Genomic DNA, 24,817 nt, shown 5'->3' with positions numbered 1-24,817 from the left:
TTCTATTCAATAGAATTTTGAGAGTCTCACATGACGAATGGTGCTGCCCCGACCCTACCTCCCGCATCGCTTCTGAACGGCGTGCGCGTCCTGGATCTGACCAATGTTTTGTCCGGCCCTTTCTGCACCTATCAGATGGCACTTCTGGGTGCCGAAGTGATCAAGATCGAGAACCCCGACGGCGGCGACCTTGCACGCAGCCTGGGCGCATCGGCTGAGCTGAATGCGCGTTTGATGGGGGCCTCGTTCCAAGCACAAAATGCCGGGAAAAAATCTTTGGCGATGGACCTCAAAAGCGATGAGGGGCGCACGGTTTTCCTCAAACTGGTCCGCAGCGCCGATGTTCTGGTGGAAAATTTCCGTCCCGGCGTCATGAACCGACTGGGGCTGGGTTACGAAACGTTGCGCAAAGAGAACCCGAGATTGATCTACACGGCAATCTCGGGTTTCGGGCAGGACGGACCGCTGAAATCCAACCAGGCCTATGACCAGATTATTCAGGGCATGTCAGGGATCATGTCAGTAACCGGGACACCCGAAACCGCGCCGATCCGCGTCGGCTATCCTGTGGCCGACACCCTCGGCGGATTGACCGGGGCTTTTGCCACGCTTGCCGCCTTGTTCGCGCGTGGTCAGAGTGGGCAGGGGCAGTTCATCGACGTGTCGATGCTCGATTCGTCGATCGTCTCGATGGGTTGGATCGTGTCCAATTACCTGTCCGCCGGGGTACACCCCGCCCCTCTCGGCAACGAGAATATGACCGCTGCCCCCTCGGGGACCTTTATGGCGGCCGACGGACCCTTGAACATCGCCGCCAACAAAGCCGAGCAATTCGTCAAGTTATCCGACCTTCTGAACCGGCCCGACTTGCCGCGGGACCCGCGCTTTGCCGAACGCGAGACCCGCAAACGGAATCGCGAGGCCCTCAATGCCGAGATCAACGCGGCACTTGCGAGCAACACTGTCGCGCACTGGGTGACGGAGTTGACCCGCGCTGGTGTGCCCGCTGGCCCGGTATTGAGTATCCCGCAGGTCTTGGCCCATCCGCAAATTGTCAGTCGGCGGCTTGTGCAAGACGTCGGTGAACCCGACGCCAGCGGCCAGCGCACACGCGTGGCACGTGCTGGCTATCGACTGGGTGACAGCGAACCATCTGCGCAAATGCCGCCGCCTGAACTTGGTCAACACACAACCGAGATATTGCTTTCGCTTGGACTCGCACCAACCACAATCGAATGGTTTCATCGCCAGAGCATCGTTGCCGGTCAATAGACCGCCAAGCTGAACGCTGTTATACGCTGGGCGACCAAAAGGAAACTGGGCGATCAGTATATGAGCGAGAGACCCAAATCTGCGATGGGCGTTATCGCCGTTGATCGCGCGTTGTCCATTCTGGACGCGTTTCGCGGCAGTGCGCGGCCGCTGTCACTCAAGGACATTTCTGAACGGACGGGCCTCTACAAAAGCACGGTTCTCAGGTTGCTGGGATCGCTTGAAACATTTGGATATGTGCGTCGGCTTGACATTGGCGGCTACAATCTCGGGCCCAAATTGGCGGAACTGGCGGCGGACTATCGCGCCTCGTTCAACCTCGAACCCTATGTCCAACCGGTCCTCGACAGCATTGTCATCGCAACAAATGAGAACGCCTCGTTCTATGTCCCTGAAGGCGACAAGCGCATCTGTCTGTTTCGCAGTGAAGCAGCACAAATGATCCGTGATTATGTTCGAGTTGGTGACGCTCTCGAAGCAACGCAAGGCGCCAGCGGCAAAGCCATCACAGCATTTTTGAACGGCCTCCCGGACACTGTTGATCCTGAATCGCTGGTGTTTAATTCCGTGGGCGAACGACACCCAGACATGGCCGCGGTGGCGTCGCCGGTCTTTGGCCTTGGCGGCGCCCTGGTCGGCGCGCTGACCATCAGCGGCCCCAAGAGCCGGTTCAACGCCAAGGAACGCAAGAACTACGCTCGCACCGTCCTGCGCGAGGCAATTGCGTTATCGGAACGCCTCGGCGTGGAGCCCAACAGTTTGCCCCGAGTGTGAGCACGTCCCTTGTTCCGCCCGGCTTTCAACAGGGCGTGAGGGTCACGGACGTGCATGCATGATCGCGCAAGAACCAGCAGCAAAAGGCCCCGGCGATCTTTCGCCGGGATCTTTTCGTTTTCCGGTGCTTCGTGCTTACGTTTTCGTTTGTAACGAATGATAGCCGAATTCGGCGCGGGCAACTCGCAACGCCTTGCCCCCCCGTACAGCCTCACGGATTTTCTCTTCAGTCGCTTCAATCGATTCCGCGGCGGCGAGAATATCTTCCTCTCGCTCTTGTGGAAGCACTACCACTCCGTCGGAGTCTCCGCGCATCAGATCACCGGGGCAAACGCGCGCGTCGCCGATATTCACCGGAACCTGGGTCGCATCCACCTGAACCCGGTCTTTGCCCGTTTTCATCGAGTAGCTGCGCGAATAAACGGGATACCCCAGTTTCAGGCAAAGATGCACGTCACGACATGGTCCGTCGATCACGGTTCCGCCAAGATGCTTTGCATTGGCTACCTCAGTCAGGATATCACCCCAAACTGTGCAATCCTCTCGTCCGCCATTATCCAGGACAACGACGGTACCGGGCGGCAGATCATCAATGTAATCCCCCACGGAACCCGGTTTCACCGGGTCAATCGGCCCATAGAGCACGGTAAACGCCCTTCCTGCCAACCCGATGTTTTGATCCCGCGGTTTGATCCCGCGGCAAACCCCCTCGATCCCAAGCTTGTCCATGGCATCCGAGAGCGTGGCCGTATCGAGTTTCCGGATGCGTTCGATATTCTTGTCGGTCATAGTGTCTCCCTTTCGCCCTCAGGCGACCTGCCACCAATACATGCCCTGCGCGGTTCCGGTTCCGGCGGGTGTGCGATAGCAAGGGATGTAGTCAATCTCGTGCATCTCCACCTCTTCGGCCTCCAGCGCTCCAGCCAGCGAAATCCACGTCTTGAATTCCGATGTCCCGGCCTGGAGATCGCCAAGCGGAATTGACGTGAGGAATTCAGAGTCCTTTTCGCGCAGCGCGCGGACGAAACGCCGATCGAAATCCTCGTCAATGGCAAAATGCGTCATCCCGCCCGAAGCGAACAGCGCCACTTTCAAGTCGCTGTCCCAGTTCCGGATCGCGTCACCGACTGCTTGCCCGAAGCGATAGGCCCGGTGCGCCGTTGGCTGGTTCGGCGGATAGAACGTGTTCTGGTAGATCGGCACATTGGGGATAACCTTGTCGCGCATCACCTGCCGGTAGATGTGCCCGAACGCATGACTGACGCCCGTGCTCTTGGGGTTGTGCGTGGGCAATTGCGGTGAACCCGCGACATCGAATTCACGCGCGACAAGCGATCCGATGATGTGTTTCGCCAGATCCGGCTGGCCGCCGTGCTCGATCGGGTGATCCGGCGCGTGTCCGGGTTCGGCCTCGACGATACCGGGCGGCAGCATTGCGCGCCCGGCCTCGGATGACGGGTGGTGCGGAATCTTTTCGCCGTAATAGACCATGAACACCGGGTTCAGGTCGTCGCCATAAATTTCCTGCTGATCATTGCCGAAAATAACCGCGACATCCGCGTCCAGGCCCTCCCAGATGTCTGCCATTTTCCCCATGGCGACCTGACAACGGGCATGCGCGCGGGCCATGCTTTCGGGCGAAGACTTCTCGGCCAGGCCCTCATCCTTGCGCAACTCAAGCAGTTCCTCATAGGAATAGACCCCGCCGCGAAAGGGGTGCTTGGCGCGCCGGTCGAATTCAGTGCGAAGCAACCACTGGTCGGGCGTCGTGTGCAATTGAGGTCCATGAGCTGTTGCCATGGCTGCGATGATCTTTGCCATACTGGTTCACCTTTCAGGAAAGTTGTGGAATCTGCCCGCCAGCGGCGCGCCATTTTGCCGGATCAGCCCATGCGTGACAGGCGACTTGCTGACCGTCCGCTTCAACCAATGCCGGCAACTCGACACGGCAGCGATCGACGGCATAACGGCAGCGGGGGTTGAAGTGGCACCCCGCGGGTGGGTTGGTCGGATCTGGCCCGCCACCGTCCCAGACAAGAGTAGGCAGGCGATGAGTGGGGTCCGGCGGCAGGATCGAGCGGATCAGAAGTTGCGTGTAGGGATGACGCGGAGAGTTAAAAACCTGCTCGGATTCGCCCAATTCCACCACGCGGCCCAGATACATCACGGCAATACGCTGGGTTAAGTGCCGCACAACCGACAAATCATGGCTGATGAAGATCGACGTCAGATTGAGGCGGCGGCTGAGATCACGCAGGAGATTGAGGATTTGCGCCTGCACCGAGACATCCAGGGCGGAAGTCGGTTCGTCACAAATCAGGATCTTGGGTTTGGTAATCAAGGCGCGGGCGATGGCGACGCGCTGCCGCTGCCCCCCAGACATTTGCGAGGGGTAGGTGTGCTCAAACCGTTGCGGCAGGGATACCATCTGCATGATTTCCCGCACGCGGTCGCGAACCTCGGACGCCGGCGGGTTCTCAGACAAGATCAACGGCAAGGCGATATTGGAGGCCACCGACTTGCGCGGATTCAACGAGGAATAGGGATCCTGGAAAATCGGCTGCACCTGATGCGCCAGGTCCTTGCGCGAATAGGCCGCCAGATCCTTGCCGTTGATGCTGATCGTTCCGGCGGTGGCTGGTTGCAGTCCCAGCAAGGTTTTCGCAAGCGTGGATTTGCCGCAGCCGGACTCGCCGACGATCGAGATAAATTCTCCGCGCTGGACGTCCAGCGAGATCCTGTTCACGGCATGCAACGCGCCGGGCTTGGAAAAAAGGCCCCTGCGCAGCGGAAAGGTGACTTCGACATCCCGCAAGCTGAGGATGGTGTCAGCGTGTGTATCGAGCATCAGGCGGACTCTCCCTGAAGGAGTCGCCAATTGGCGACAAGCGCATCATGAGGTTGCAGGCAGCGATAAGCATGTCCTTCACCCAGTTCGCGAAGGGCGATCTCGTCCCCCTCGCCACAGGCATCGACGGCCAAAGAGCAGCGATTGCGAAAAGCGCAACCGCGCTGCTTGCCGATCAGCGAGGGCACCATCCCGGGGATCGTGTGAAGTTCCGCATCCGGGTTGGGAGGCTCGTAGGATGGAATGCACTGGATCAGGCCCTGGGTGTACGGATGCGTCGGATCCGCGAACAACTGCCTGGTCGGAGCCGTTTCGACGATTTGGCCCGCGTACATAACTGCGACCCGGTCCGACAGGGAGGCGACGACACCAAGGTCGTGGGTGATCAGGATGATGGCCAGCCCAAACTCTCTTTGCAGCTCGGCCAGCAGCGCAAGGGTGCGCATCTGCACCGTAACGTCCAGCGCCGTGGTGGGCTCGTCGGCGATGATAAGCTTGGGCCTGCACATCATCGCCATGGCGATCACCACCCTCTGCCGCAAGCCGCCCGACAACTGGTGCGGATAGGCGCCCAGACGCTCGGCCGCGTTCTTGATGCCCACGCGCTCAAGCAAGAAAACCGCCCTTTCGCGCGCCTGCTTTCGGTTGCCTTTGCCGTGGCGCAGGAAAACCTCGGTCAGTTGGTCACCGATCGTGTAGACCGGATTGAGCGAGGTCATTGGGTCTTGAAAGATCATGCTCAGGGTATTGCCCCGGATATTCGACAGCTTGCGCCGCGACAGATTCAGGATCTCCTGCCCGTCAAACACGCATCGATCGGCGCGCGCCGTGGCGATGCGCGGCAGCAGCCCCATAAGTGCCATCGACGAGATCGACTTGCCGCACCCGCTTTCCCCCACAATGGCAAAGGTTTCGCCGGGACAGATGTCAAAAGAGATACCGCGCGTTGCCTTGAGCTCGCCGACCGAGGTTTTCAGCGACACCTCGAGATTGCGCACGCTCAGGATGGGTTCACCGCAGGCTTCGTAAGCATAGGCCAAGGTTCAGTTCCTTCCCTGCGGCTCGGTGATGTCGCGAATGCCGTCACCCAGGAGGTTGATGCCAATGACAAGAATGCAGATGGCCAGACCGGGAATGACTATAAGGTGAGGTTTGAAAAACATCGTGTCGCGGGCCTCGGAGACGAGAATTCCCCAAGATGGCGTCGGAGGCTGAATTCCCAGCCCCAGAAAGCTGAGCGCCGCCTCGATCAAGATCGCAATGCCCATTTCCAGCGAGCCGATAACGATTATCTGGTTCGAGATATTCGGCAGAATTTCGCGAAACAGGATCCAGGCTTTCGAGGCACCCGAACACTCTGCAGCGGCGATGTACTCGCGCGTACGGACCTGTTGGGTCGCGGTTCGCGTAACCACCGCGAAACGGTCCCAGAACAGAAGTGACAGAATAATGGTTATCGAAAGAAGCGATCCGCCGAAGATCGACACCAGCGACAGGGCTATCAACACACCGGGCATCGCAAGTTTGACATTGATGAGAAAGATCACCGCCGCGTCGATTTTGCCGCCCAGATATCCGCCAAGCATGCCCAGCGTGGTGCCGACGACACCAGAGATGAAGGCTGCTCCGAAGCCCACGATCATGGTGACCTGGGTGCCCCAAATGAGCCGCGACAGCAAATCGCGGCCAAAGCCATCGGTCCCCAGTATGTGGTCCCAGCTTCCGCCATCCTGCCAGATCATCGGCGCCAGCCGATTGGCGAGGTTCTGAACGTAGGGATCCGCTGGCGCGAGAAAAGGCGCGAACACCGCCCAGATCGTAAACACCAAAACAATGAGTGCACCGATTTGCAGGCCGACATGGTGCTTGGCCATCATCCAGCTTTGCTGACGGGGCGAGGGCATCGGCAGATCCATGTTGTCCAACGGCGCGGGCGCGTTTGACATGGGGAGACTCCTTCAGTGCAAACGGATGCGCGGATCAATCCGCGCGTTGATGAGGTCGGACAACAAAGTGAGCACGACATAGACAAACGACAGGACGAAGAGGATTGATTGCACGACCGGAAAGTCGGCGCGCTTGATCGACTCGTATGCGAGCGACCCGATCCCGTTGACCGAAAAAACAGATTCGACAATTACCGAGCCTCCAAGCAGGAACCCCAGTGAAACCGCGGCGAGGGAGACCACGGGCAACAAGGCGTTGCGCAACGCATGCTTGAAGAAGACCGCCATGGGGTTGAGACCCTTCGCCCATGCCATCTTGACGTAATCGGCATCAAGCGCGTCAATCATTCCACCCCGGGTCAGTCGCATGATTTGCGGCATAACCATCGTCGACAATGTGACGGTTGGCATGATGAAATGCGCCCAAGTCGTGCTGCCCGAGATTGGCAACAGTCTGAATTGAACGCCGAAAACGTAGATCAGAACGAGCGCGAACCAGAAGCTCGGAACGGCGCTGCCGAAGACCGCCAGACCCAGTGCCGCCCGGTCGATCCAGCTGTTCCGATAAACCGCCGCAAAGACGCCCAAAGGCAGCGCTACACAGATTGCCAGAAGCAAGCTTGAGACCGCCAATGTGAACGTGACCGGCAATCGGTGCGTGATCAATTCAAAAACCGGATCGTTCGAAAACAGCGAACGGCCCAGGTCACCCTTCAACGCGCTGCCCGCCCAATCGAAATACTGGGCAATCATCGAGCGATCGAGTCCATAAAGGACCCGAATTTCGTCAACTTGCGCAGGGGTCGCGCCCTCACCTGCAAGGTTCTGTGCCAGGTCGCCGGACAGCCTGAGCAGGCCGAAGCTGATCACCGACACCGTCAACACCACAAGCAGCGCGATTCCCAGCCTTTTCACGAAATACTGCAGCATAGCCGCGTTCTCCTCACCGGTGGATCTGAAGCGAGCGTTGCATGGTCGGCATCAAGCTTCGATCTTGAAAAGATTCTGCGCATTCCCGCCAAGGATCGCGTCTTTTTCGTCATTCGAGATGAAGGCGCATTCGCGGATGTAGGGTACGATGGTGTCGAACGTCAGGTTCGTTTCAGGATTGACCGCTGACCCTACGCCCGGCATTTCAGCGCCAAACAAGCAGCGCTCTGGCCCGACGACCTTGATCAGAAGCTCGACAGCGTCCCGCGAGTAGAGGACGGTGTCATAGTAGAGCTTGCGCATGCGATCGGCAAAGCGGGGCGGTCGACGGACAGAAGCACTGTCGAAGCGCCCGAATTGATAGGGGATCGCGCCACCGCCATGGCTGACAAGAATCTTGAGGTCGGGAAAATCGTCCAGAACCGTAGATTTGCAAAGACCATAAACAGCGGTCGTTTCTTCGTTGATGAAATGCAGGGAATACGGCTCCCGGTCCACAAGCCGCGAACTGGCTGAATGGATATGCCCGACCACATCGAGCTCGCACAGTTTTTCGTACAAGGGATACCAGTACCGATCGCCCATCGGCGGAGCTTTTTCGCCGGAATTCTCAAACGGGTCTGGATTAACCAGACAGCCGCGAAACCCCATCTCGGTCACGCACCGCTCCAGCTCAGGCAGAGCATTCTCGATCGGGTCGCCCGCCGTCTGAGGCAAGCCCGCCATGGGCACAAACCGGTCCGGATACATTGCGCATTGGCGAGCGATCAGGTCATTCACCTCTTCGACATACCAATGCACCAATTTGGCTGGCTTCTCCGAATGCATCAGCTGATAGGGGCGCGGCGAAAGCACCTGCATGTCCACACCTGCATCGTCCAAGCAGGCCAAATGCCCCTTGGGGGCCATTTCGACCCGGTCGAACGCAGCTTGAATATCGGCATCGGTGGCGCCGACTTTACCGCGCCCATGCGCGCCGCGGTGCGAGAGCAACCCGGCCTTGTAGGCGGGCAATTGGGTGGGAACCGCCATGTGGGCGTGGCAGTCGATAATCTTTCCCATGTGTCGTTACCTTCTTGGTAGCGTCGCGTGAAACTGTGCGACCACGGCGTCTTCACGCCCGATTTCAATTGGTTCAGTTGCGCTCATCACGTGTACGGCGGCGCTGGTCGAAAAATTCCGAAGTGCGGGATTTGAAATCTCCGGCCTGCGCCGTCATCGACGCCAGCACGGACTCCGCAAAAAATCCTTCGCTGGTCCCCATGTCCGCAATCCGGGAAACACCGTTGATGATCGCAAAATTCGAGACTGCAGAGTTGCTTGCGACCGAGGCGGCAAGTTCTTCGGCCTTCGCCATGCCCTGCCCGTCTGGAACAAGATAGTGGCCCAACCCCATCGCGCAGCCTTCCTCCGCATCAAGACGGCGGCCGGTCAGCATCATCTCGGTGACCCGACCCGCGCCAATGATCCGCGGCACCCGCACCGAGGCCCCTCCGCCCACAAAAATACCGCGCTGACCTTCCGGCAGCTGGAAATAAGTCGAAGCCTCGCAAATGCGAATATGCGTCGATGATGCCAATTCCAGCCCGCCGCCGATCACGCCGCCCTTGAGGACACTGATGACGGGCACGTTTCCATGTTCGATTTGGTCGAACACGCGGTGCCAGGTGCGCGACCGCTTGATGCCGCTCAACGGATCTGTTGAACGGTTTTGCATACGCTCGACCAGATCAAGCCCGGCACAAAAATGCTCGCCCTCGGCATGCACCACAACCGCGCGCGTCTCGGGGGCCAGGTTGTCGAAGAATTGCCCAAGCTCTTCGATCATCAGATCATTGATGGCATTCCGTTTGTCTTTGCGGTCCAACTTCAGGAATGCGAGGCCGGAGCGATACTCGCCGGCTATGAACTGAAACTCTGTCGTCATTGGATCGCCCTCATTGGCACTGTTTCTGAATTGGGTGTGATAACCGCGCCGGACGGGGGATCTTGATAGAGTTCTTCGACACAATCGCTTCGGCTGGTCAGCGTCTTGCGCTGGCTTACATAGCCTTTGTCGGTGATCTCGCCGGCATCCATTGAAAGCGGCTTGGCCATCAGCAGGGCCCGCTCAATCCGCATGCTGCTTGCCGGGTTGCCGGCATTGTAGGCGGCCAAACGTTCCGCGAAGGCCGCGCGCAAGCGAGGGTCGGCAAGCAACTCCTCGACCGTGCCGGTCGCCATGCCGGTCAGCTGACGGCACGCCGGAATATTTGGCCAGACCAGAAGGCCGACATAGGACTTGTCCTGCCCCGTAACGACCGCATCCATGGCAAGTGGCGCCAACGCATCCACCACCTTGACGCGCAAGGCACCCGTGCGCACAAATGTTCCCGATTGCAGCTTGAACTCCTCGCTGACCCGCCCGGCGAAGCGGAAACCTTCTTCCGGCCGGGACCGATCCACGAAAACAGCGGCGTCGCCCATCTTGAAGTAGCCCTCTTCATCAAAGGCGGCGGCAGTCAGATCGGGGCGCTTCAGGTACCCGGGTGTGATCCCGGGGCTGCGGACGCGGACCTCATAACGCTCTTCGTCCAGCGGCAACAACTTGACGTCACACCCAGGCAGCGGCAGGCCAATCAACCCTGTCTCATCGGTTGTCCAATAGACATACATCGCTGATGGACCGGTCTCGGTTGCGCCAAAACCCGACAGAAAGGAAATCTTGCGGCCCTTGAACTTGACCGCCAGGGCCTGAAAGCGGTTGTAGGTGTCATCGGCCAGCCGTGCTCCGCCGTAGCCGACAAAGATAAGATCCCGAAAGAATGTCCTCGCCAGATGCTCATCCTGCTCCATTGCTTCGGCCAGCATCTGAAACCCGCTTGGCACATTGGCAAAGCGCGACGTGGAGATCTCGCGAAGGTTTTGAAGGGACTCCGAAATACCGTGAGGTGTGGGGCTGCCGCCATCGATGTAGAGCGTGCCGCCCTTGACCAACGTCATGCCAAAGACAGAGTTGCCGCCCATGACGTGGTGCCATGGCAACCAGTCAACCGTGCAATGCGGCGGCTGGTCGAGCGGCAGGTCGATGGCTTGATTGCCCATCTCTATATTCGCACAGAGCATCCTCTGTGTGGTGATCACAGCCTTGGAGTCATTGGTGGACCCGGACGTGAACATGTATTTCGCCACGGTGTCGTGGTTGATTTGCGCGATGGAGTCCTCGACGGCTTGCGTTGGCTGGCGCGCGGCGATGGCGTCGAAGCGCAGCGCCTTGATCCCCTCGACCTCGCCCTCGGCGCAAATCACGGTCACCTTGTTCAGGTCGAAAACACCCAGCGCCTTCTGGAATTGCTCGATATTCTGGACGAAAACCGCGGCGGGTTCGACCAGATCGATGATGCCGCGCAGCTTTGCAAAATCGGCGCTGCGAAGCGAATATGGCGGCGCGATCGGCGCGACGGGCATGCGGGCCTGCATGGCCGCGATGCTGATGAGCCCATGCTCGATCGAGTTGCCGCTCAGGATCATCAAGGGCTTGCCCGAAACGCCCAGCTCCAGCAGAGCCTCGGTCGCGCCGTCAATCGCACGGCGCGCCTGGGCGTAGGTCACGCGTGTCCAGTCCGCCCCCGGAGCCGGCCTCTTTGCCAGCCATGTCCGCTGCGGATTGCGCTCGGCGGCGCGGCGAAACAGAGCGGGAAGATGCGCCTCGAGCGATCGCAACGGAGTCCTGTTCCTCACGATCAGAACACCGTCTTGGCGTGTCTCGATGTCGATGTCACGCTCGATGAACGGAACCGGCATGAAGGGGACGTCAGCGGAAGTCATGATTATCCTATCCTTTCGGGTCGGAGGGCCCGAGTCGCGGGCGCCAAATCAAGGCGCCCGCAGCGGTTGCTCTGATCAGTCTGCCCAGCCAAGAATAGCTGGCGTGGTTCCGAAGCTCTCGAACAGGCTGAACTGCGCGAACAGGACATCCCCGCGTGGCGACGCGTCGACACTGACAGCATCGGTGTGCAGGATCACGGCCGGATCCCTGGAAATCGGCAGGATGAACGCTTCGTCCTGCACCAGGTCCAGGGTCTCGCGGAACAGCGCGGCTCGGCGATCTTCATCGAGGATGCTGTTTGCTTCGGCGGTCAGCGCAGGCAGGCGCGGGTCGCCGTAGTAGTCACGGTCCGGCGAGGCGAAGAAGAAATCAACCACAACACCGGTATCGGGCAACCCGCCATAGGGATAGCTCGAGACCAGTGCCTGAAGGCCACCCTCCACCTGTTTCTGGCGATAGGCCCCCAGCGTCAGCGCATCGACACTGGCGCGGATGCCGACGGCGCGCAAGTAGCCGACCACGGCCTCGGCGATGGGACGCGACGGTCCCCAGGTCGAAACCTGCAGGTCAAACCCGTCGGGATAGCCGGCTTCGGCCAGCAGGCTTCGGGCCAAATCGGGATCGTAGGACAGCGGCGAACCGCCGTCGGGACATCCGACCTGATACGGCAGGCAAAGCCGTGTCAGTTCGCCAACCGCGGTGCCACCCGAAATAATGTTGTTTCGGATCGCATCGCGGTCAATTGCATGAAACACAGCCTGCCGCACCCGCACATCGCTGAAGAACTCGATTCCCGACCGCCCCGCTGCGTCAAGGTACATGTACTGCACAAGCATGTCGGGGATAATGGTTGCTTCGAAGCCCGGCATCGACGTCAAGGCCGCGACCTGATCAGGTGACGACGCGACAATGACATCCAGGCGTCCGGCCATCATCTCGGCAATCTGGGTCTGGCGGTCGGGAAGCGGGCGGAACGTGATGCTCTTGAACTCAGGCAGCGGTCCCAGCTGATAGCCGTCCCAGCGCTCCATCACGATACCGGTTGATTCATCAAAACCCACCACGCGATACGGCCCGGATCCGATCGGTGCACGGCCCCAATTGGCGTAATCCGCACCCAGCGCGGAATGGCTGTCGGAGGGATAAATGGGAATGCCGATCATTCGCGCCATCAGCATCGGGAACGGCCCGCGGGTGGCAACCCGAACGGTCAGCGGGTCCACGGCCTCGGCCCCGACCAGCGAAGAATACCGCGACTTCAGCCGAAAGCGCGTCTCCGGATTGGCAATGAAGTTGATTGTATAGGCCACATCTTCTGAATCCAGCGCGGAGCCGTCCTGAAACACCAGATCCGGGCGCAGTTTGAATTCAATCGTCTCATCGTCGATACGCGTCCAGCTCTCGGCGATCACGCCCCGATAGGACTGGCTGCCGGTGTCATAGGCGACCAGCGGATTGAACACCGCGTTGGCCGTCATCGCCACTTCCGGACCAGGCCCCATGTAAATGTCGACCGCCTCGACCGGCGTTGCCAGGGCAACCGTCAGCGTGCCATCCTCGGGCCCGGCCAATGCGGGAGATGCCACAAGCATCAGCGCACCGGCGGCACTCATTATTCTTGACCAGTAATTCATCTCACTCCCCTTTTTAAGCCGCGCTCATCACACATGACCGCGCACAAACCTTGCGGAAACCGCCTCAAGGTCGACCAATCTGACTTTCTTTCCGGAACCACGCCTCGCCACCAGAAAGCAAGGCGGGGCAAATGACCAATATGAAAACGGGCTGCGGCCCCGGACTCGGGCGCTTGTAATCCTCCCAGAAACGCATCCCTGCGATCAGATTCGATTCTGGATCGCCGTTCCCACAGGCAGAATTATAGTAAGGTTACCTTATTGTCAAGCGAATCGAGTCCGCCGCCTCGCACCCGCAATGGGGGTTCGCGCGGGATACGGTTCACGTCCGGCCAATCAGCGGATAAGAGGCGCCCAGTGTGTTCACGGAAAGGATTTCTTGCTAGATAAGATTGCGTCAAAAGCAATCTCGTGACATGTCGCCTTTGAAAGACGACGCCATAATTCTTGGCCGCGCCTATGGACTTTGGTTTGTTGCGGCTTGGTTGATTTGTGATCGATGGACACGAACCACAGAGCAGAGGTCGCCACGTGAACACAGCTTACCCGACTACCGAAAAGACGGCAGCACCCAGGGTCTTTTTCTATTTCTTCCGCCATTATCAGAAAATTGACGCGATCATGGAGGATGCCCTCAAGGACGAGGATCTGACCACGGGCCAATACACTGTTCTGAGTGCCTTGAAGCGGTTCGAGCCGTGCACCGGTGCGGAATTGGCGCGCAAGCAGAACATGACGGCGCAATCGATGGGCGAATATCTATCCGCGCTTGAATCCAAGGGATTGATCGAGCGCAACTATGCCAATGGCAACCGGCGCAACCTTATAGTGAAGCGTACCTCGGCAGGGCTGGCGGTGCAAGAGCGGTGCGATCATGCAGTGCTGCGCGCCGAACACGCCTACCTCGCGCGCCTCAGTCCGGAGGACCGCGACCGCTTCGTCGCCAACTTGACGGCGCTTTTTCAGCGATAGGCCGCGCCGGTGCGTTTGCCGACCGGTCCGGGCCAGGGTTCTGTCAGATCAACTCGGAATCCAGGTCCATCAGGGCGCCCACGCCGTTAAGCGCCCTCGAGGCCAGTCCCGTCACCTGCGGCATCTCGCGCTCCATCCAGAGCCGGGCCAGCGCCAGTTTGCGTTTGCCGCCGGCCTCGGTCAAATGCGCCGCGCCGTTTTTCAGGACAACCGAGGCAATTTCCGCCCAGGCCCAGCCAATGGCAGTGATGCCAAACATGGTCAAGATGTCATAGGCGGCAACGCCTGAAGCCTCCGGGTTGCCCTGTTCGGCGTCTTCCGTGCGATCGAGCACAGCCGTCAGCACCGCAAGGGCTGTTTCCAGGGGCGCGATAAACTCCCGCATCAACGGATCGCCGGCATGTTGATCGATCAAATCCGAAACGGCGGCAAAGAACGCAGTCCGCGCCCGCCCCTCATTTGCACGCAGCTTCCTGCGAACGAGATCGATCGCCTGAATCCCGTTCGCGCCTTCATATATCTGCCCAACCCGTGCATTGCGGACGAAGTGCTCCAATCCGTGATCTGCAATATACCCATGTCCCCCGAGGACCTGCTGGCAATCGTTAACGCTCTGATACCCTTTGTCGGTGAAATAGGCTTTCATGACGGGTGTCAGCACATCCATGATGTCGTTGAGGCGTTTGCGCTCGTCTTTGTCGGCAGCGTGTTTGGCCTGCGACTGCATCAGCGCCATTTTCACGGCAAGAGCGCGTCCGCCCTCGGTAAAGGAACGCGCACCCAGCAGCAAGCGACGGATATCGGCGTGCGCGATGATGGGGTCGGCGGGTCCGTCCGGATTGACGATGCCTGACAATGCGCGCCCCGACAGGCGCTCACGCGCATAGTTGGCGGCGTTTTGCTGCGCGATCTCGGTGTATCCCACCCCTGACAGGGCGACCCCGATGCGGGCATAGGTCATCAGAAAAAACATTGCGGCCATGTTCGCCGCCGTCCCCTGCCCCGGCGCCGCGATCCGGTGCGCGACGCAATCGTCGAAATTCAGGACGCAGGTCGCATTGCCGCCAAGTCCCATCTTGTGCTCGATTGACCCGACCGTGACGCCGTTGGGCCCTGTCAAAGCGCCGGTTTCCTGGTCCAGGCGATTGGCCGATACGAGGAAGACATTCACCGTCGAAAGATCATTCGCCAGCTTACCCTCGGCGTTTGGCACCTTGGCGAGAACGATGTGGACCACGTTATCGGCGAGATCATTGTCGCCGCCCGAAATGAACATTTTCGAGCCGCTCAAACGCCAGGTGCCGTCCGACAGCTCTACCGCCCGGGTACGAATCTGACGCAGGTCGGTGCCGCAGTGGGATTCTGTCATCGCCATGGTGGCAGTCCAGTTGCCCCGCACCAGGTTCGGCACGACATGGGCCTTCATCCAATCTGCGCCAAACGCGGTCAGCATCTCGGCCGCGGGGGCGCAGAACGAAAAGTACATGCGCAAGGATTGCGCCGTGGCAACGCCGAATTCGCTGACCGCGACGGTCATCACCGGCGGCAGCCCTGCCCCGCCAATGCTCTCGGAGATGCCTGCCGACAGCCAGCCAGAGTCGCGATAAGCTTGCGCCAGTGCCTTGTAGGGCCCCGGCGTGTGCACGCGTCCCTCGACCAGTCGCGCACCCTCCGCGTCGGCGGCCAGGTTGACGGGATGCAACACTTCTTCGTGGAACTCTGCCAGACTGCGCAGCATCGCCGCGGTGAATTCCGGATCCAGATCCGCAAAACCTGGCAAGTCGCCAAATTCGTGCACGCGGGCAACGTCGTGCAGCAAAAAGAGGTAATCCTCAACCGGGGCGCAATATGTGGGCATCAGACATCCTCGAAATCGGTAAGGCGGCCGCCCGTTGCCATCATTTCGGTCAACAAAGCAGCGGGGGCGAACCGCGCGCCATGCGACGCGGCCAGATCAGATAGCCGGGAATGAACCTCGGCCAGCCCCAATTGATCGGCGTGATACATTGGGCCACCCTTCCAATCCGGCCAGCCGAAACCTGTCTGCCAGACAACGTCGATGTCGCTGGCACGCGCCGCCACTCCTTCAGCGAGCAGACGCACGCCTTCATTGACCATTGGCAGGATCAGCCGGTTCTCGATTTCAGCATCTGCGATTGGCTGACGGGTGATCCCTTCTGCCCGCGAGGCCTCTTCGAAAATCGCAACGGCCTCCGGATCGGGCAGCGGGCGACGATTGCCCGGCGCATATCGATAGTATCCTTTGCCGGTTTTTTGGCCGAGGCGGCCTGCATCGAAAAGACGATCAATGATCGGGCTCTTCTCGCCGCGGGCCTGACGGGCCCTATAGCTCAGCTCGATTCCACCCGCCATGTCCTGCATCTCGAACGTACCCATCGGCATGCCGAACCGGGTCAAAACCGCGTCAATCTGTTCGGGCAGCGCACCCTCCAGCAGCATGCGACCAGCCTCGTGCTCGCGCGCGATCATCAGCCGATTGCCGACAAACCCATGCGCGTTCCCCACAACAACCGGGACCTTGCCCAATTGCATCCCGACCTGCGTCGCCATGGCCAATGTTGCATCCGAGGTCTGGGCCCCGCGCACCACCTCCAGCAATTTCATCACATGGGCAGGGTTGAAAAAGTGCAGTCCGACAACGCGATCGGGCCGCTTTGTGCTTGAGGCGATGGCATCAATATCCAACGTCGACGTGTTGGTGCACAGACAGACGCCGGGACGGGCATGCTGATCGAGCAAGGAGAAGACCTCCTGCTTCAGCGCCATATCTTCCCAAACGGCCTCGACGACCAGATCCGCGCGCGCCACCTGTGTCATGTCGGTCTCGACTTGCAGCGCCGCCAGTTTTGCGGACGCTTGCGAAGGCTCCAGCCGGCCTCGCTGTACGTCCCGTTCAAAGGTTTCGGCAATGCGGGCACGGGCACGATCAAAGGCCTCGGCGTTCTGATCCAGCATCAGCACCGTGAACCCGGCATTGAGAAATGCGGTCGCAATGCCAATGCCCATGTTTCCGGCGCCAACGACGGCAACTGTCTTGACCTCCTCGGGCGCTCCTCCAGCCGCAAACCTCTCCCGATCGGCATCCACCATTGCAAATGCCTGCGCGGAATATGCGCGCGCATTCTCTGCCGCCGACGTCGTGAACGCCAACCGCAACACGTCCTGCGCATCAGGCTGGAATCGCACCTGCACCGTATCACCGATCGCCAACTGATATGTGTCGGCGTCCAGCACCACTGAATTGACACGCAGCCCCTCGTCCAGATCGACGATTGCCGGTGCCGCCGCGCGGCGCCCGGCCATGCGGGTGAAGGAATAAAGCGTCCCCTGCCCGCTGGCTTTGCGCCATCCCAGATTTCGGCTGCCGCAGAGTGGACAATGTGCGCGCGGGTAGACGTGGAGTTCGTTGCAGTCACGGCATTCGCGCAGGATCAAGTCCCCATGCGCGGCTGATGCTGCGAAAGCCTCTGCCTCGGCGGAGATCAGGATTTCGGGTTTGTTGCGCTCGGTCATGCAGCCTCCAAAATCACGGTTGCGGCCATGTGCTGGCTGGACATCAGTCCGCCCGTTCCATGGGCCAAGACGAGGGAATGATCGGGTACCTGCACTGCGGGATGAGCCTCGCCGCGGCATTGCCGCACGGCTTCAATCATCTTTGTCATGCCGCCCTTGTTGCCCGGATGATTGGAACACAATCCGCCGCCATCGGTGTTGAACGGCAACTTGCCGATGCCCGAGATAAGGTTGCCATCGGCGGCAAAGCGCCCGCCATGCCCCTTTTCGCAGAAGCCCAGATCTTCGAGCTGCATGATAACGGTGATCGTGAAGCTATCGTAAAGCGATGCATACTTGATGTCGCTGGGGCGAACCCCGGCCTCCTCGAACGCCTTGGCGCCACTAAAGACGCCCGCCGAAGACATCGGATTCATTCGCCCTGCCGCATTGTGTTTCATTGCTTCGCCGCATCCAGCGATCCGCACTGAAGGGCGCCCTAGGCTCCGGGCGATCTCGGGCCGAGTCACCACCAACGCGCCGCCGCCATCGGTCACCACGCAGCAGTCCGCGCGGCGCAGCGGATCAGCAATGAGCGGCGAGGCCATGACCTCTTCGAGGCTCAGCACCTCGCGCAGCTTTGCGTGCGGATTGTATTGCGCATGGTGCGAAGCGGCGACCTTGACCCACGCAAGTTGCTCGGGCGTTGTGCCGAATTCATGCATGTGACGCCGTGCGATCATCGCATAGCCGAAAACGGGCGGCAGCGGCACCGGAGCGGCGAATTCGCGCTCGGGCACCAATGACATGTCGACACCGGCCAACACCGGTCCGGCATTGGCAGCCAAGGGGCGATCCGCCATGGTAATCAGCGCGACATTGCACTGCCCCGAGGCAATGGCACGGACGGCGTGCGAGACATGCAGAAGATACGACGAACCACCCGTTTCGGTCGTATCCATGTAGCGAAGGTTTGTCAGGCCAAGGTACTCGGCCATCGAGAAGCCGCCCAGCCCCGGCGCATCGGCACCGCAGAAATAGCCATCGACATCGCTCAGCGAAAGACCGGCATCGGCCAGCGCTCCCAGGGCCACATCGGCGTGCAGTCGCGCAGTGGAAATCCCGTCTGCCCGTCGCGTGGGATGTTCATAGATCCCGGCGATATGCGCTTGCCCCCGAATGCTCATCGCGACTTGCCTCCTCTTGAGTTCCGTCAGCTATATAAGGTTACCTTACTATATGAGTGTGTTTAGTGCCGCCGGGGGATTGCGTCAATCCCCTTCCGATGTCCGATCAGGGACGATTGTCGGCGTCGAAATAAAATCCAAACGCCCGCATTACCGGGGCATCTGAAACCTCAAAAATCCGGGCATCGGATTGGGCGAGGATAGTGTGAGCGGCCCAACCGGGTGCGGCGAACACGTCGCCTGGCCCCCAGTTGTGAACGCCCGCCGCCGTCGTAAACTGGCCATGCCCCCTGGTTGCCGCGTAAATGCGGCTCTCGGTGCTGCGCAGCTCCCCGGTACTCGCGCCCGCCTCCAATGCCAGCCAGCTCAGTTCCATCGTAGGTATGGCCCCTTGCGATTCCAGCCGGTGACGCCGCATCCCGAACTTGTCAGGCGTCGCCAGGGCCAACGCCGCTTCAGTCTCGGCCCTGGAAAACCAGTACGGGTGCGCCTGCGGCGCCTCAATCACGGCCTGGGTTCCGCCGGCAAGCTCCTCAAAGAACATCGGCTCCAGCCGGTGCACCAGGGGAACGTCAAGAATGTCGATCCAATAGGCGTTGTCGTCGCCTTCGTTGAAGTGGCTGTGCCACGCGCGACCGGGGGTCAACAGCACATCCCCCTCGACCATCGGCAGCTTGACCCCGTCAACGACAGTAAACAGCCCGGCGCCGGCCTCCAGGATCAAACGCAACGCATTTGGCGTATGGCGATGCGCGCGTGCATGCTCTCCCGGTTTGATCATCTGATAGGCCGCAACCAGGGTGTTGACGGTATCGTATTCATTCCCCTCAACCGGGTTGAACATCAGCAGATTGCGCCGCTCTGCCAAATCCGTCCCAATCCAGCGCCCGGCTTGCTCCAAGGCGGCCCGTGCTTCGGAATAACTCCAATGTTGCGGAGTCAGCGCCGTGGCTGGCTCGGGCCACAGGGAACGGCTTTTCTTGTTCCAGCCCGCCGTATACCGATTGCGGCTCAGAACAGGATACAAATCATCCAACCCGTTGGCCGCGCGAATTTCATCCTCGGTAGTCATGGTCTCTCCTCCCACGGTCAGCGATTAGCGATGGAAACCGAAAATCGACATGGTGGTTTCGCCGGCTTCGAGCCGCTTGATTTGACCCTGTTCGGCCGCTTCCCGTGCGATTGAGGCGTCGATAACCTCTGTGGCAGTGCCGCGCGGCAGGCTGACCACCCCATCCGCGTCGCCAACGATCAAGTCGCCCGCATTCACAACCACCTGGCCCATCAGGAGCGGAGCGCCGATCCATCCCACGGCGCCGAAATCCTTTCCGGTCCCCCGCATGGACAGACCGCGCGCAAAAACCGGCACGCCGACATCTTCCAGAAGATCGCCATCGCGCACGCAGCCGTCTATCACCAGCCCCGCAAGACCCCGCGCCTTGGCCGCTGTCGACATGACCTCGCCCCAGTATCCAAAATCATACGCGCCAGAGACGTGAACGATCATCACGTCGCCCGGCCGTGCGATTTCCAGCGCCCGGTGTAGCCACAGGTTGTCAGCGCCCGGCGAATGCACCGTCAGCGCCGGACCGACGACCCCCAATCCCGAAATCATCGAGCGGATCGCTGAAGGCAAAGCGCCAATTTTTCCGCCCGCTTCGTGCAGAGTGGCCGTCGGAAGAGGGCGGGCACGATCAACAATATCAGCGGCGATGCGTGGAAAGTCGGCATTCGTTGTCCTTGATGCATCGAACATCATTTGCCCGCTCCCCCGTCCAGCATGTTTTCGTAGTCACCGCTCATGACTGCGCTGATCGGCGTTCCGCTCAACAAGGCTTTGGCCATCACGGCTTCTTTGAAGGCAATGGCTTCAGCCGCATCGAGAACGGCCTCGACCTGCGGCGCCTGAATGAAAATAACTGCGCTTGCATCGGCGATCACATAGTCATTCGCCGCAACAGGCACTCCCCAGGGAGTGATTGGTTCATTGGTCGCCGCCTCAACAACCCGGCCTCGCGCGGTGCGGGCCGTTAGAGCGGTTGAAAACACCGGGAAGTCATAATCGCGCGCTTCGTCGATGTCGCGCACAGGCCCATCAGCCACCACGCCTGCGGCGCCGCGGAGCTTTGCCCCTAAAGTCAACAATCCGCCCCAGCACCCGGCATCCTTGCCTGTGCGCTGCTCGACAACGATAACGTTCTCCGGCCCGGACAGCTCCACCGCCGATGTCCCCAAGTGACGCAATGGCCCTTCCGCTCGGGGACCGTCATGCAATTTCAGTGTAATAACGCGCCCCGCGATCCGTGACGCCTGTCCCGAGCGCTTTGGCACGCCCGTCACTTGTCCCTGCAGCCCCAATTGGTCGAGAGCATCTGACACAGCGCAGCAATCGAGCCGGCGCAGCCGTTGAACGGCCTCATCGGCCATTTGATTCGAATCGGTCTCTGTCATCTGAACCTCAGCATGTTCTATTCTACGGAACTGCATATTGCACAAAAGAACGCAACAGGCAATCTGGAAACTGGCGATGCGCTCGGTTGGCATTGCCGTCGGCCCGAAAGTCAGGGCATGTCACCTGCTTTGGATTCGACGATCGTGGTGGCGCCATGGACCAAGACGCGCTTCACCGGAGCGACGCGGGTCCGTGTTTAAGCAGCTTGGCGGTGGGGGTATTTCGCGACAGAGCAACCAAATCCGATCAGGTTTCGGGCGCTGCACCCTGTGCGTCGTGGCAAGATGCCCCAAGGCTTCGACGCTGACCATTGCAGTTGGGGAAACTACGTTTCAAAGCCGGCCATTATCCGGAACCTGGCCCAATTGCTTTGGCTTCGTCAGCGCGTCGCCGTATCAGTCCTGCGCGTCTCCGACCGCTTTTTGCAACAGGGCCATGAACGTTGCATGCTCTTCGTCATCCAGGCATTGAAGGATTTCGCGCTGCAGACGTTGAACCACCGGCTGCAAGGTGGAAAAGACCTGGTCGCCCATCGGGGTCAGCGATATCTCCCGGGCGCGGCGATCGTGGGCGCTGACCGCGCGCACGATATAGCCCTTCTTTTCCAGCCGGTCGATAACGCCGCCAATCGTCGTCCGGTCATAGGCGATCGCCGCCGCGACGCCGGCCTGGTCAATGCCGGGGACGGCCCTAACCGCACCCATCGCGGCGAACTGGACTGAAGTCAGGTCATATCCCGCAGCCAATACACGCGTTGTGAACATGTGTGACGATATCTGGTGAAGGCGGCGAATGAGATGCCCAGCTACGCCATTGATTTTCATCATGTATCTCCGTTTGATCTATCGTCGCCAACCCACAGGACCGTCAAATTCACTCTACGTCCGAACCAATGATCAGTATACCCATTACTTTTTGTTGACTCAAAATCATAAGTATGCTGTTTACTTTCGGCATCTGGCAGAGTGTGGAAAATTTACCGGAACAAGGGACAGCGCGCATGCAGTACTATCTTAACGGATTCAAGCCGGGCGACCCAAGAATTGTCGCCGCCGCCCCGAAACAGATCAAGGGCGTTGGAGCGGACGGCATCAGGGAAGTTGATGTCCTCATCGTCGGTTGCGGTCCTGCCGGCCTGACATTGGCAGCACAGCTTTCAGCGTTCCCCGAGATCGACACGATGATCGTGGAGCGCGGGCCCGGGCCGATTGAAAAAGGCCGGGCGGATGGAATCAACGTTCGTTCGATGGAAATGTTTCAGGCCTTCGGTTTTGCGGGAAAGGCAAAGGAAGAGGCCTATTGGGCCAACGAAACCGCCTTTTGGGTTCCGGATCCGGACAAGCCCGGCAATATCATTCGCAATGGCAGTGCGGAGGACGTCGAGGACGACCTGTCGGAAATGCCGCACACACTCATGAGCCAGGCGCGCGTGCACGAACTTTATCTCGAGGTGATGCGAAATTCCGCCTCACGACTTGAGCCGGACTACTCGCTCCAGGTGCGGGATCTGACCGTTGATACCACTGCCGACACCCATCCGGTTACGGTCGTTCTGGAAAGGACCGATCCGGAAAACGAGGGCCAGGAGGTGACGGTTCGGGCCAATTACGTGGTTGGATGCGACGGTGCGCGCAGCGCCGTGCGCGAGGCAATCGGTGGCGAACTGCGTGGCATTTCAGCCAATCAGGCTTGGGGTGTCATGGACCTGCTTGCCACCACCGACTTTCCCGACATTCGGATGAAATGCATGATCCAGTCGACGAGCCATGGCAATATCGCCGTCCTGCCTCGCGAGGGAGGCTATATGTTTCGCCTGTATGTCGAAATGGACAAGCTGAAGCCGGGCGAGCGCGCCGCTGACCGCGACGTGACGCTGGATCAGATTGTCGCGAAGGCCAACAAGATTTTGCACCCCTATTCGATCGATGTGAAAGAGGCGGTCTGGTGGTCGATCTACGAGGTCGGCCATCGCATGACCAACAAGTTCGACGATGTGCCGGAGCAGGAAACCGCCACGCGCAATCCCCGCGTCTTTGTTGCGGGAGACGCTTGCCACACCCATAGTCCAAGAGGTGGCCAGGGCATGAACGTTTCCATGGGGGACACCTTCAATCTGGGCTGGAAACTGGTTCAGGTCCTTAAAGGCCGCTCCGACCCTTCACTTCTTCGCACCTATTCCGCGGAACGCTGGAATGAGGCCAAGCGCCTTGTTGACACCAACCGGGACTGGACCCGCATCACCAGCGAAGCCGAGAAGAATCCCGAGCTCAAGACGAAAAAAGTGCCGGTCTTTCAGGAGCAGTTCCACGCGAACCGGACCTTCACCGCCGGGTTGGCCGTCTGCTATGAGCCTTCGCAATTGATTGGCGATGCGACATATCAAGGCCTTGCCACCGGACAGCCGATCGGCAAGCGGTTCCATTCGGCCCCTGTTGTCCGGTTGGCGGACGCCAAGCCTATGCAATTGGGCCATGTAGCCCAGGCCGACGCCTGCTGGCGTATCTACGCCTTCGCCGCAATGGGCGATGCCGGCCAACCCGGTTCCGGCATTCACAATCTGAGCGAATTTCTCGAAAACGATCCCAACTCCCCGGTTGTCAAATACACACGGCCGGATGAGGACATTGATGCGGTCATCGATTTCCGGGCCGTGTTCCAACAGGGCTATCGCGACTTGTCGCACGACAAAATGCCTTCGCTTCTGAAGCCTGCAAAGGGCGCCTATGGGCTTTGCGACTATGAGAAAGTGTTTTGTGCGGATCTTAAAAGCGGCAATGACATTTTTGAAATGCGAGGCATCGACAGGGAAAAAGGCTGCGCCGTGATTGTTCGGCCGGATCAATATGTGGCCAATGTGCTGCCGCTTGATGCGCATGACGAGTTGCGTGCCTTCTTCGACGGGTTTTTGCTGCCGGCCTCATGAAGCAGGTCCATGGTGGGCATCCTGTGCAAAACCCAAGTTTAGGCGACGCTACCCTTCCACAGGATCAACGGCCTGGCCGTCGAAAACGGCCGGGCGCACATTAACGACGAAGCAGTCGAGAACTGGGAGCCGGAGTTCGATGCCGAGGCGGCGTTCACATGATTGAGAACACGCCGCCTCAACCGCTGCCGGTGCTCTTGTCGCGCCATTCAGGCGAACTCCTGTCATCCTGGATCAGTCGGCATGCCGCCTTCTACGCGGTCCCGCCGCTGGTCATCCTTCGGCATTGCTTGCCGGAGGCTTCCTCATTGCGAGCGGCAGATATGCAACTGAACGGTGATCAGGAAATCCGCCTGGCCAACATGTTTGCCACCGAGCCGGCCATGATGCGTCGAATGACTTTCGCAAATGTCGCGCAAGCATCGGGTCGTCTCATTGCCACACGGTCAACGCAGATCTGCACCAACTGCAACCGGGGAGATACGGAACCGCTAGAGCAATTCCAGCGAAAGTGGGAACCGGCTTCGCGTCAATAATTGCGTGAAAACAATAAGATAG

The 24,817-nt window shown here is 59.8% G+C and carries 23 protein-coding genes; 6 read left to right on the top strand and 17 right to left on the bottom strand.

What is annotated here, in order from left to right:
• The first annotated feature begins 30 nt into the window (after nt 1–30).
• Together O4H62_RS22190 and O4H62_RS22185 are read left to right on the top strand one after the other, a co-directional pair.
• Nucleotides 31–1,272, top strand: a complete 1,242-nt coding sequence (locus tag O4H62_RS22190) for a CaiB/BaiF CoA transferase family protein (RefSeq protein ID WP_269391046.1) — start codon at nt 31–33, stop codon at nt 1,270–1,272.
• A 60-nt stretch (nt 1,273–1,332) separates the two neighbouring features.
• Complete coding sequence (locus O4H62_RS22185) at nt 1,333–2,046, top strand: IclR family transcriptional regulator (protein WP_269391045.1); 714 nt, start codon at nt 1,333–1,335, stop codon at nt 2,044–2,046.
• A gap of 135 nt (nt 2,047–2,181) precedes the next feature.
• On the opposite strand, the gene O4H62_RS22180 is transcribed toward O4H62_RS22185, so the two are convergent.
• The 10 genes from O4H62_RS22180 to O4H62_RS22135 all read right to left on the bottom strand — a co-directional run bounded on the left by O4H62_RS22180 (nt 2,182) and on the right by O4H62_RS22135 (nt 13,212).
• Complete coding sequence (locus O4H62_RS22180; protein WP_269391044.1) at nt 2,182–2,835, bottom strand: RraA family protein; 654 nt, start codon at nt 2,833–2,835, stop codon at nt 2,182–2,184.
• An 18-nt stretch (nt 2,836–2,853) separates the two neighbouring features.
• Nucleotides 2,854–3,867: a hypothetical protein gene (locus tag O4H62_RS22175; RefSeq protein WP_269391043.1), complete on the bottom strand. Its 1,014-nt coding sequence runs from the start codon at nt 3,865–3,867 to the stop codon at nt 2,854–2,856.
• 13 nt (nt 3,868–3,880) lie between these two features.
• Nucleotides 3,881–4,894: an ABC transporter ATP-binding protein gene (locus O4H62_RS22170; protein ID WP_269391042.1), complete on the bottom strand. Its 1,014-nt coding sequence runs from the start codon at nt 4,892–4,894 to the stop codon at nt 3,881–3,883.
• On the bottom strand, nt 4,894–5,934 hold the full coding sequence (locus O4H62_RS22165) for an ABC transporter ATP-binding protein (protein ID WP_269391041.1): 1,041 nt from the start codon (nt 5,932–5,934) through the stop codon (nt 4,894–4,896). The genes O4H62_RS22170 and O4H62_RS22165 overlap by 1 nt, the downstream gene beginning before the upstream one ends.
• 3 nt (nt 5,935–5,937) lie before the next feature.
• Nucleotides 5,938–6,810 carry an ABC transporter permease gene (locus tag O4H62_RS22160; RefSeq protein WP_269391040.1) on the bottom strand — a complete coding sequence of 291 codons (873 nt, stop codon included), beginning with the start codon at nt 6,808–6,810 and terminating at the stop codon, nt 5,938–5,940.
• 42 nt (nt 6,811–6,852) lie between these two features.
• Nucleotides 6,853–7,770, bottom strand: a complete 918-nt coding sequence (locus tag O4H62_RS22155) for an ABC transporter permease (protein ID WP_269391039.1) — start codon at nt 7,768–7,770, stop codon at nt 6,853–6,855.
• Nucleotides 7,771–7,821: 51 nt separating this feature from the next.
• Entirely contained in the window at nt 7,822–8,832 is a 1,011-nt protein-coding gene (locus O4H62_RS22150) for an amidohydrolase family protein (protein WP_269391038.1), read from the bottom strand.
• Nucleotides 8,833–8,905: 73 nt separating this feature from the next.
• The gene (locus O4H62_RS22145) at nt 8,906–9,697 is read right to left on the bottom strand and encodes a crotonase/enoyl-CoA hydratase family protein (RefSeq protein ID WP_269391037.1); all 792 of its coding nucleotides are present in this window, start codon (nt 9,695–9,697) and stop codon (nt 8,906–8,908) included.
• Nucleotides 9,694–11,577 carry an AMP-binding protein gene (locus O4H62_RS22140; protein WP_269391036.1) on the bottom strand — a complete coding sequence of 628 codons (1,884 nt, stop codon included), beginning with the start codon at nt 11,575–11,577 and terminating at the stop codon, nt 9,694–9,696. Before O4H62_RS22140 ends, O4H62_RS22145 begins: the two co-directional genes overlap by 4 nt.
• A gap of 75 nt (nt 11,578–11,652) precedes the next feature.
• Nucleotides 11,653–13,212 (bottom strand): ABC transporter substrate-binding protein, encoded by a 1,560-nt coding sequence (locus O4H62_RS22135; protein WP_269391035.1) that lies wholly within the window; start codon nt 13,210–13,212, stop codon nt 11,653–11,655.
• A gap of 621 nt (nt 13,213–13,833) precedes the next feature.
• Here O4H62_RS22135 and O4H62_RS22130 point away from each other — a divergent pair.
• On the top strand, nt 13,834–14,184 hold the full coding sequence (locus O4H62_RS22130; protein WP_269391034.1) for a MarR family winged helix-turn-helix transcriptional regulator: 351 nt from the start codon (nt 13,834–13,836) through the stop codon (nt 14,182–14,184).
• 43 nt (nt 14,185–14,227) lie between these two features.
• On the opposite strand, the gene O4H62_RS22125 is transcribed toward O4H62_RS22130, so the two are convergent.
• From O4H62_RS22125 to O4H62_RS22100, 6 genes are all read right to left on the bottom strand, one after another.
• A complete protein-coding gene (locus O4H62_RS22125) occupies nt 14,228–16,042 on the bottom strand; it encodes an acyl-CoA dehydrogenase (RefSeq protein ID WP_269391033.1) in 1,815 nt (604 codons plus the stop codon).
• Nucleotides 16,042–17,718, bottom strand: a complete 1,677-nt coding sequence (locus O4H62_RS22120; protein ID WP_269391032.1) for a 3-hydroxyacyl-CoA dehydrogenase NAD-binding domain-containing protein — start codon at nt 17,716–17,718, stop codon at nt 16,042–16,044. Before O4H62_RS22120 ends, O4H62_RS22125 begins: the two co-directional genes overlap by 1 nt.
• Nucleotides 17,715–18,884 carry a thiolase domain-containing protein gene (locus tag O4H62_RS22115; RefSeq protein WP_269391031.1) on the bottom strand — a complete coding sequence of 390 codons (1,170 nt, stop codon included), beginning with the start codon at nt 18,882–18,884 and terminating at the stop codon, nt 17,715–17,717. The genes O4H62_RS22120 and O4H62_RS22115 overlap by 4 nt, the downstream gene beginning before the upstream one ends.
• A gap of 106 nt (nt 18,885–18,990) precedes the next feature.
• The gene (locus O4H62_RS22110) at nt 18,991–19,956 is read right to left on the bottom strand and encodes a cupin domain-containing protein (protein WP_269391030.1); all 966 of its coding nucleotides are present in this window, start codon (nt 19,954–19,956) and stop codon (nt 18,991–18,993) included.
• Nucleotides 19,957–19,980: 24 nt separating this feature from the next.
• Nucleotides 19,981–20,640 carry an RraA family protein gene (locus tag O4H62_RS22105; RefSeq protein ID WP_269391147.1) on the bottom strand — a complete coding sequence of 220 codons (660 nt, stop codon included), beginning with the start codon at nt 20,638–20,640 and terminating at the stop codon, nt 19,981–19,983.
• The gene (locus tag O4H62_RS22100) at nt 20,640–21,335 is read right to left on the bottom strand and encodes an RraA family protein (RefSeq protein ID WP_269391029.1); all 696 of its coding nucleotides are present in this window, start codon (nt 21,333–21,335) and stop codon (nt 20,640–20,642) included. The genes O4H62_RS22105 and O4H62_RS22100 overlap by 1 nt, the downstream gene beginning before the upstream one ends.
• Nucleotides 21,336–21,347: 12 nt before the next feature.
• Here O4H62_RS22100 and O4H62_RS22095 point away from each other — a divergent pair, with 12 nt between their 5' ends.
• Entirely contained in the window at nt 21,348–21,536 is a 189-nt protein-coding gene (locus O4H62_RS22095) for a hypothetical protein (protein ID WP_269391028.1), read from the top strand.
• Between the two features lie 195 nt (nt 21,537–21,731).
• Here the strand turns inward: O4H62_RS22095 and O4H62_RS22090 are convergent, their stop codons facing one another.
• Nucleotides 21,732–22,100, bottom strand: coding sequence for a MarR family winged helix-turn-helix transcriptional regulator (locus tag O4H62_RS22090; RefSeq protein ID WP_269391027.1), 369 nt, complete (start codon nt 22,098–22,100; stop codon nt 21,732–21,734).
• Between the two features lie 236 nt (nt 22,101–22,336).
• Between O4H62_RS22090 and O4H62_RS22085 the strand changes: the two genes are divergently transcribed.
• Complete coding sequence (locus tag O4H62_RS22085) at nt 22,337–24,259, top strand: FAD-dependent monooxygenase (RefSeq protein ID WP_269391026.1); 1,923 nt, start codon at nt 22,337–22,339, stop codon at nt 24,257–24,259.
• Nucleotides 24,260–24,417: 158 nt separating this feature from the next.
• On the top strand, nt 24,418–24,795 hold the full coding sequence (locus O4H62_RS22080) for a TniQ family protein (protein WP_269391025.1): 378 nt from the start codon (nt 24,418–24,420) through the stop codon (nt 24,793–24,795).
• Nucleotides 24,796–24,817 lie beyond the last annotated feature (22 nt).

The organism is Parahoeflea alexandrii (assembly GCF_027214025.1).
Lineage (GTDB): Bacteria > Pseudomonadota > Alphaproteobacteria > Rhizobiales > Rhizobiaceae > Hoeflea > Hoeflea alexandrii_A.
Note: the sequence above shows the minus strand (reverse complement) of the source record. Positions and strands in the feature narration are given on the sequence as shown.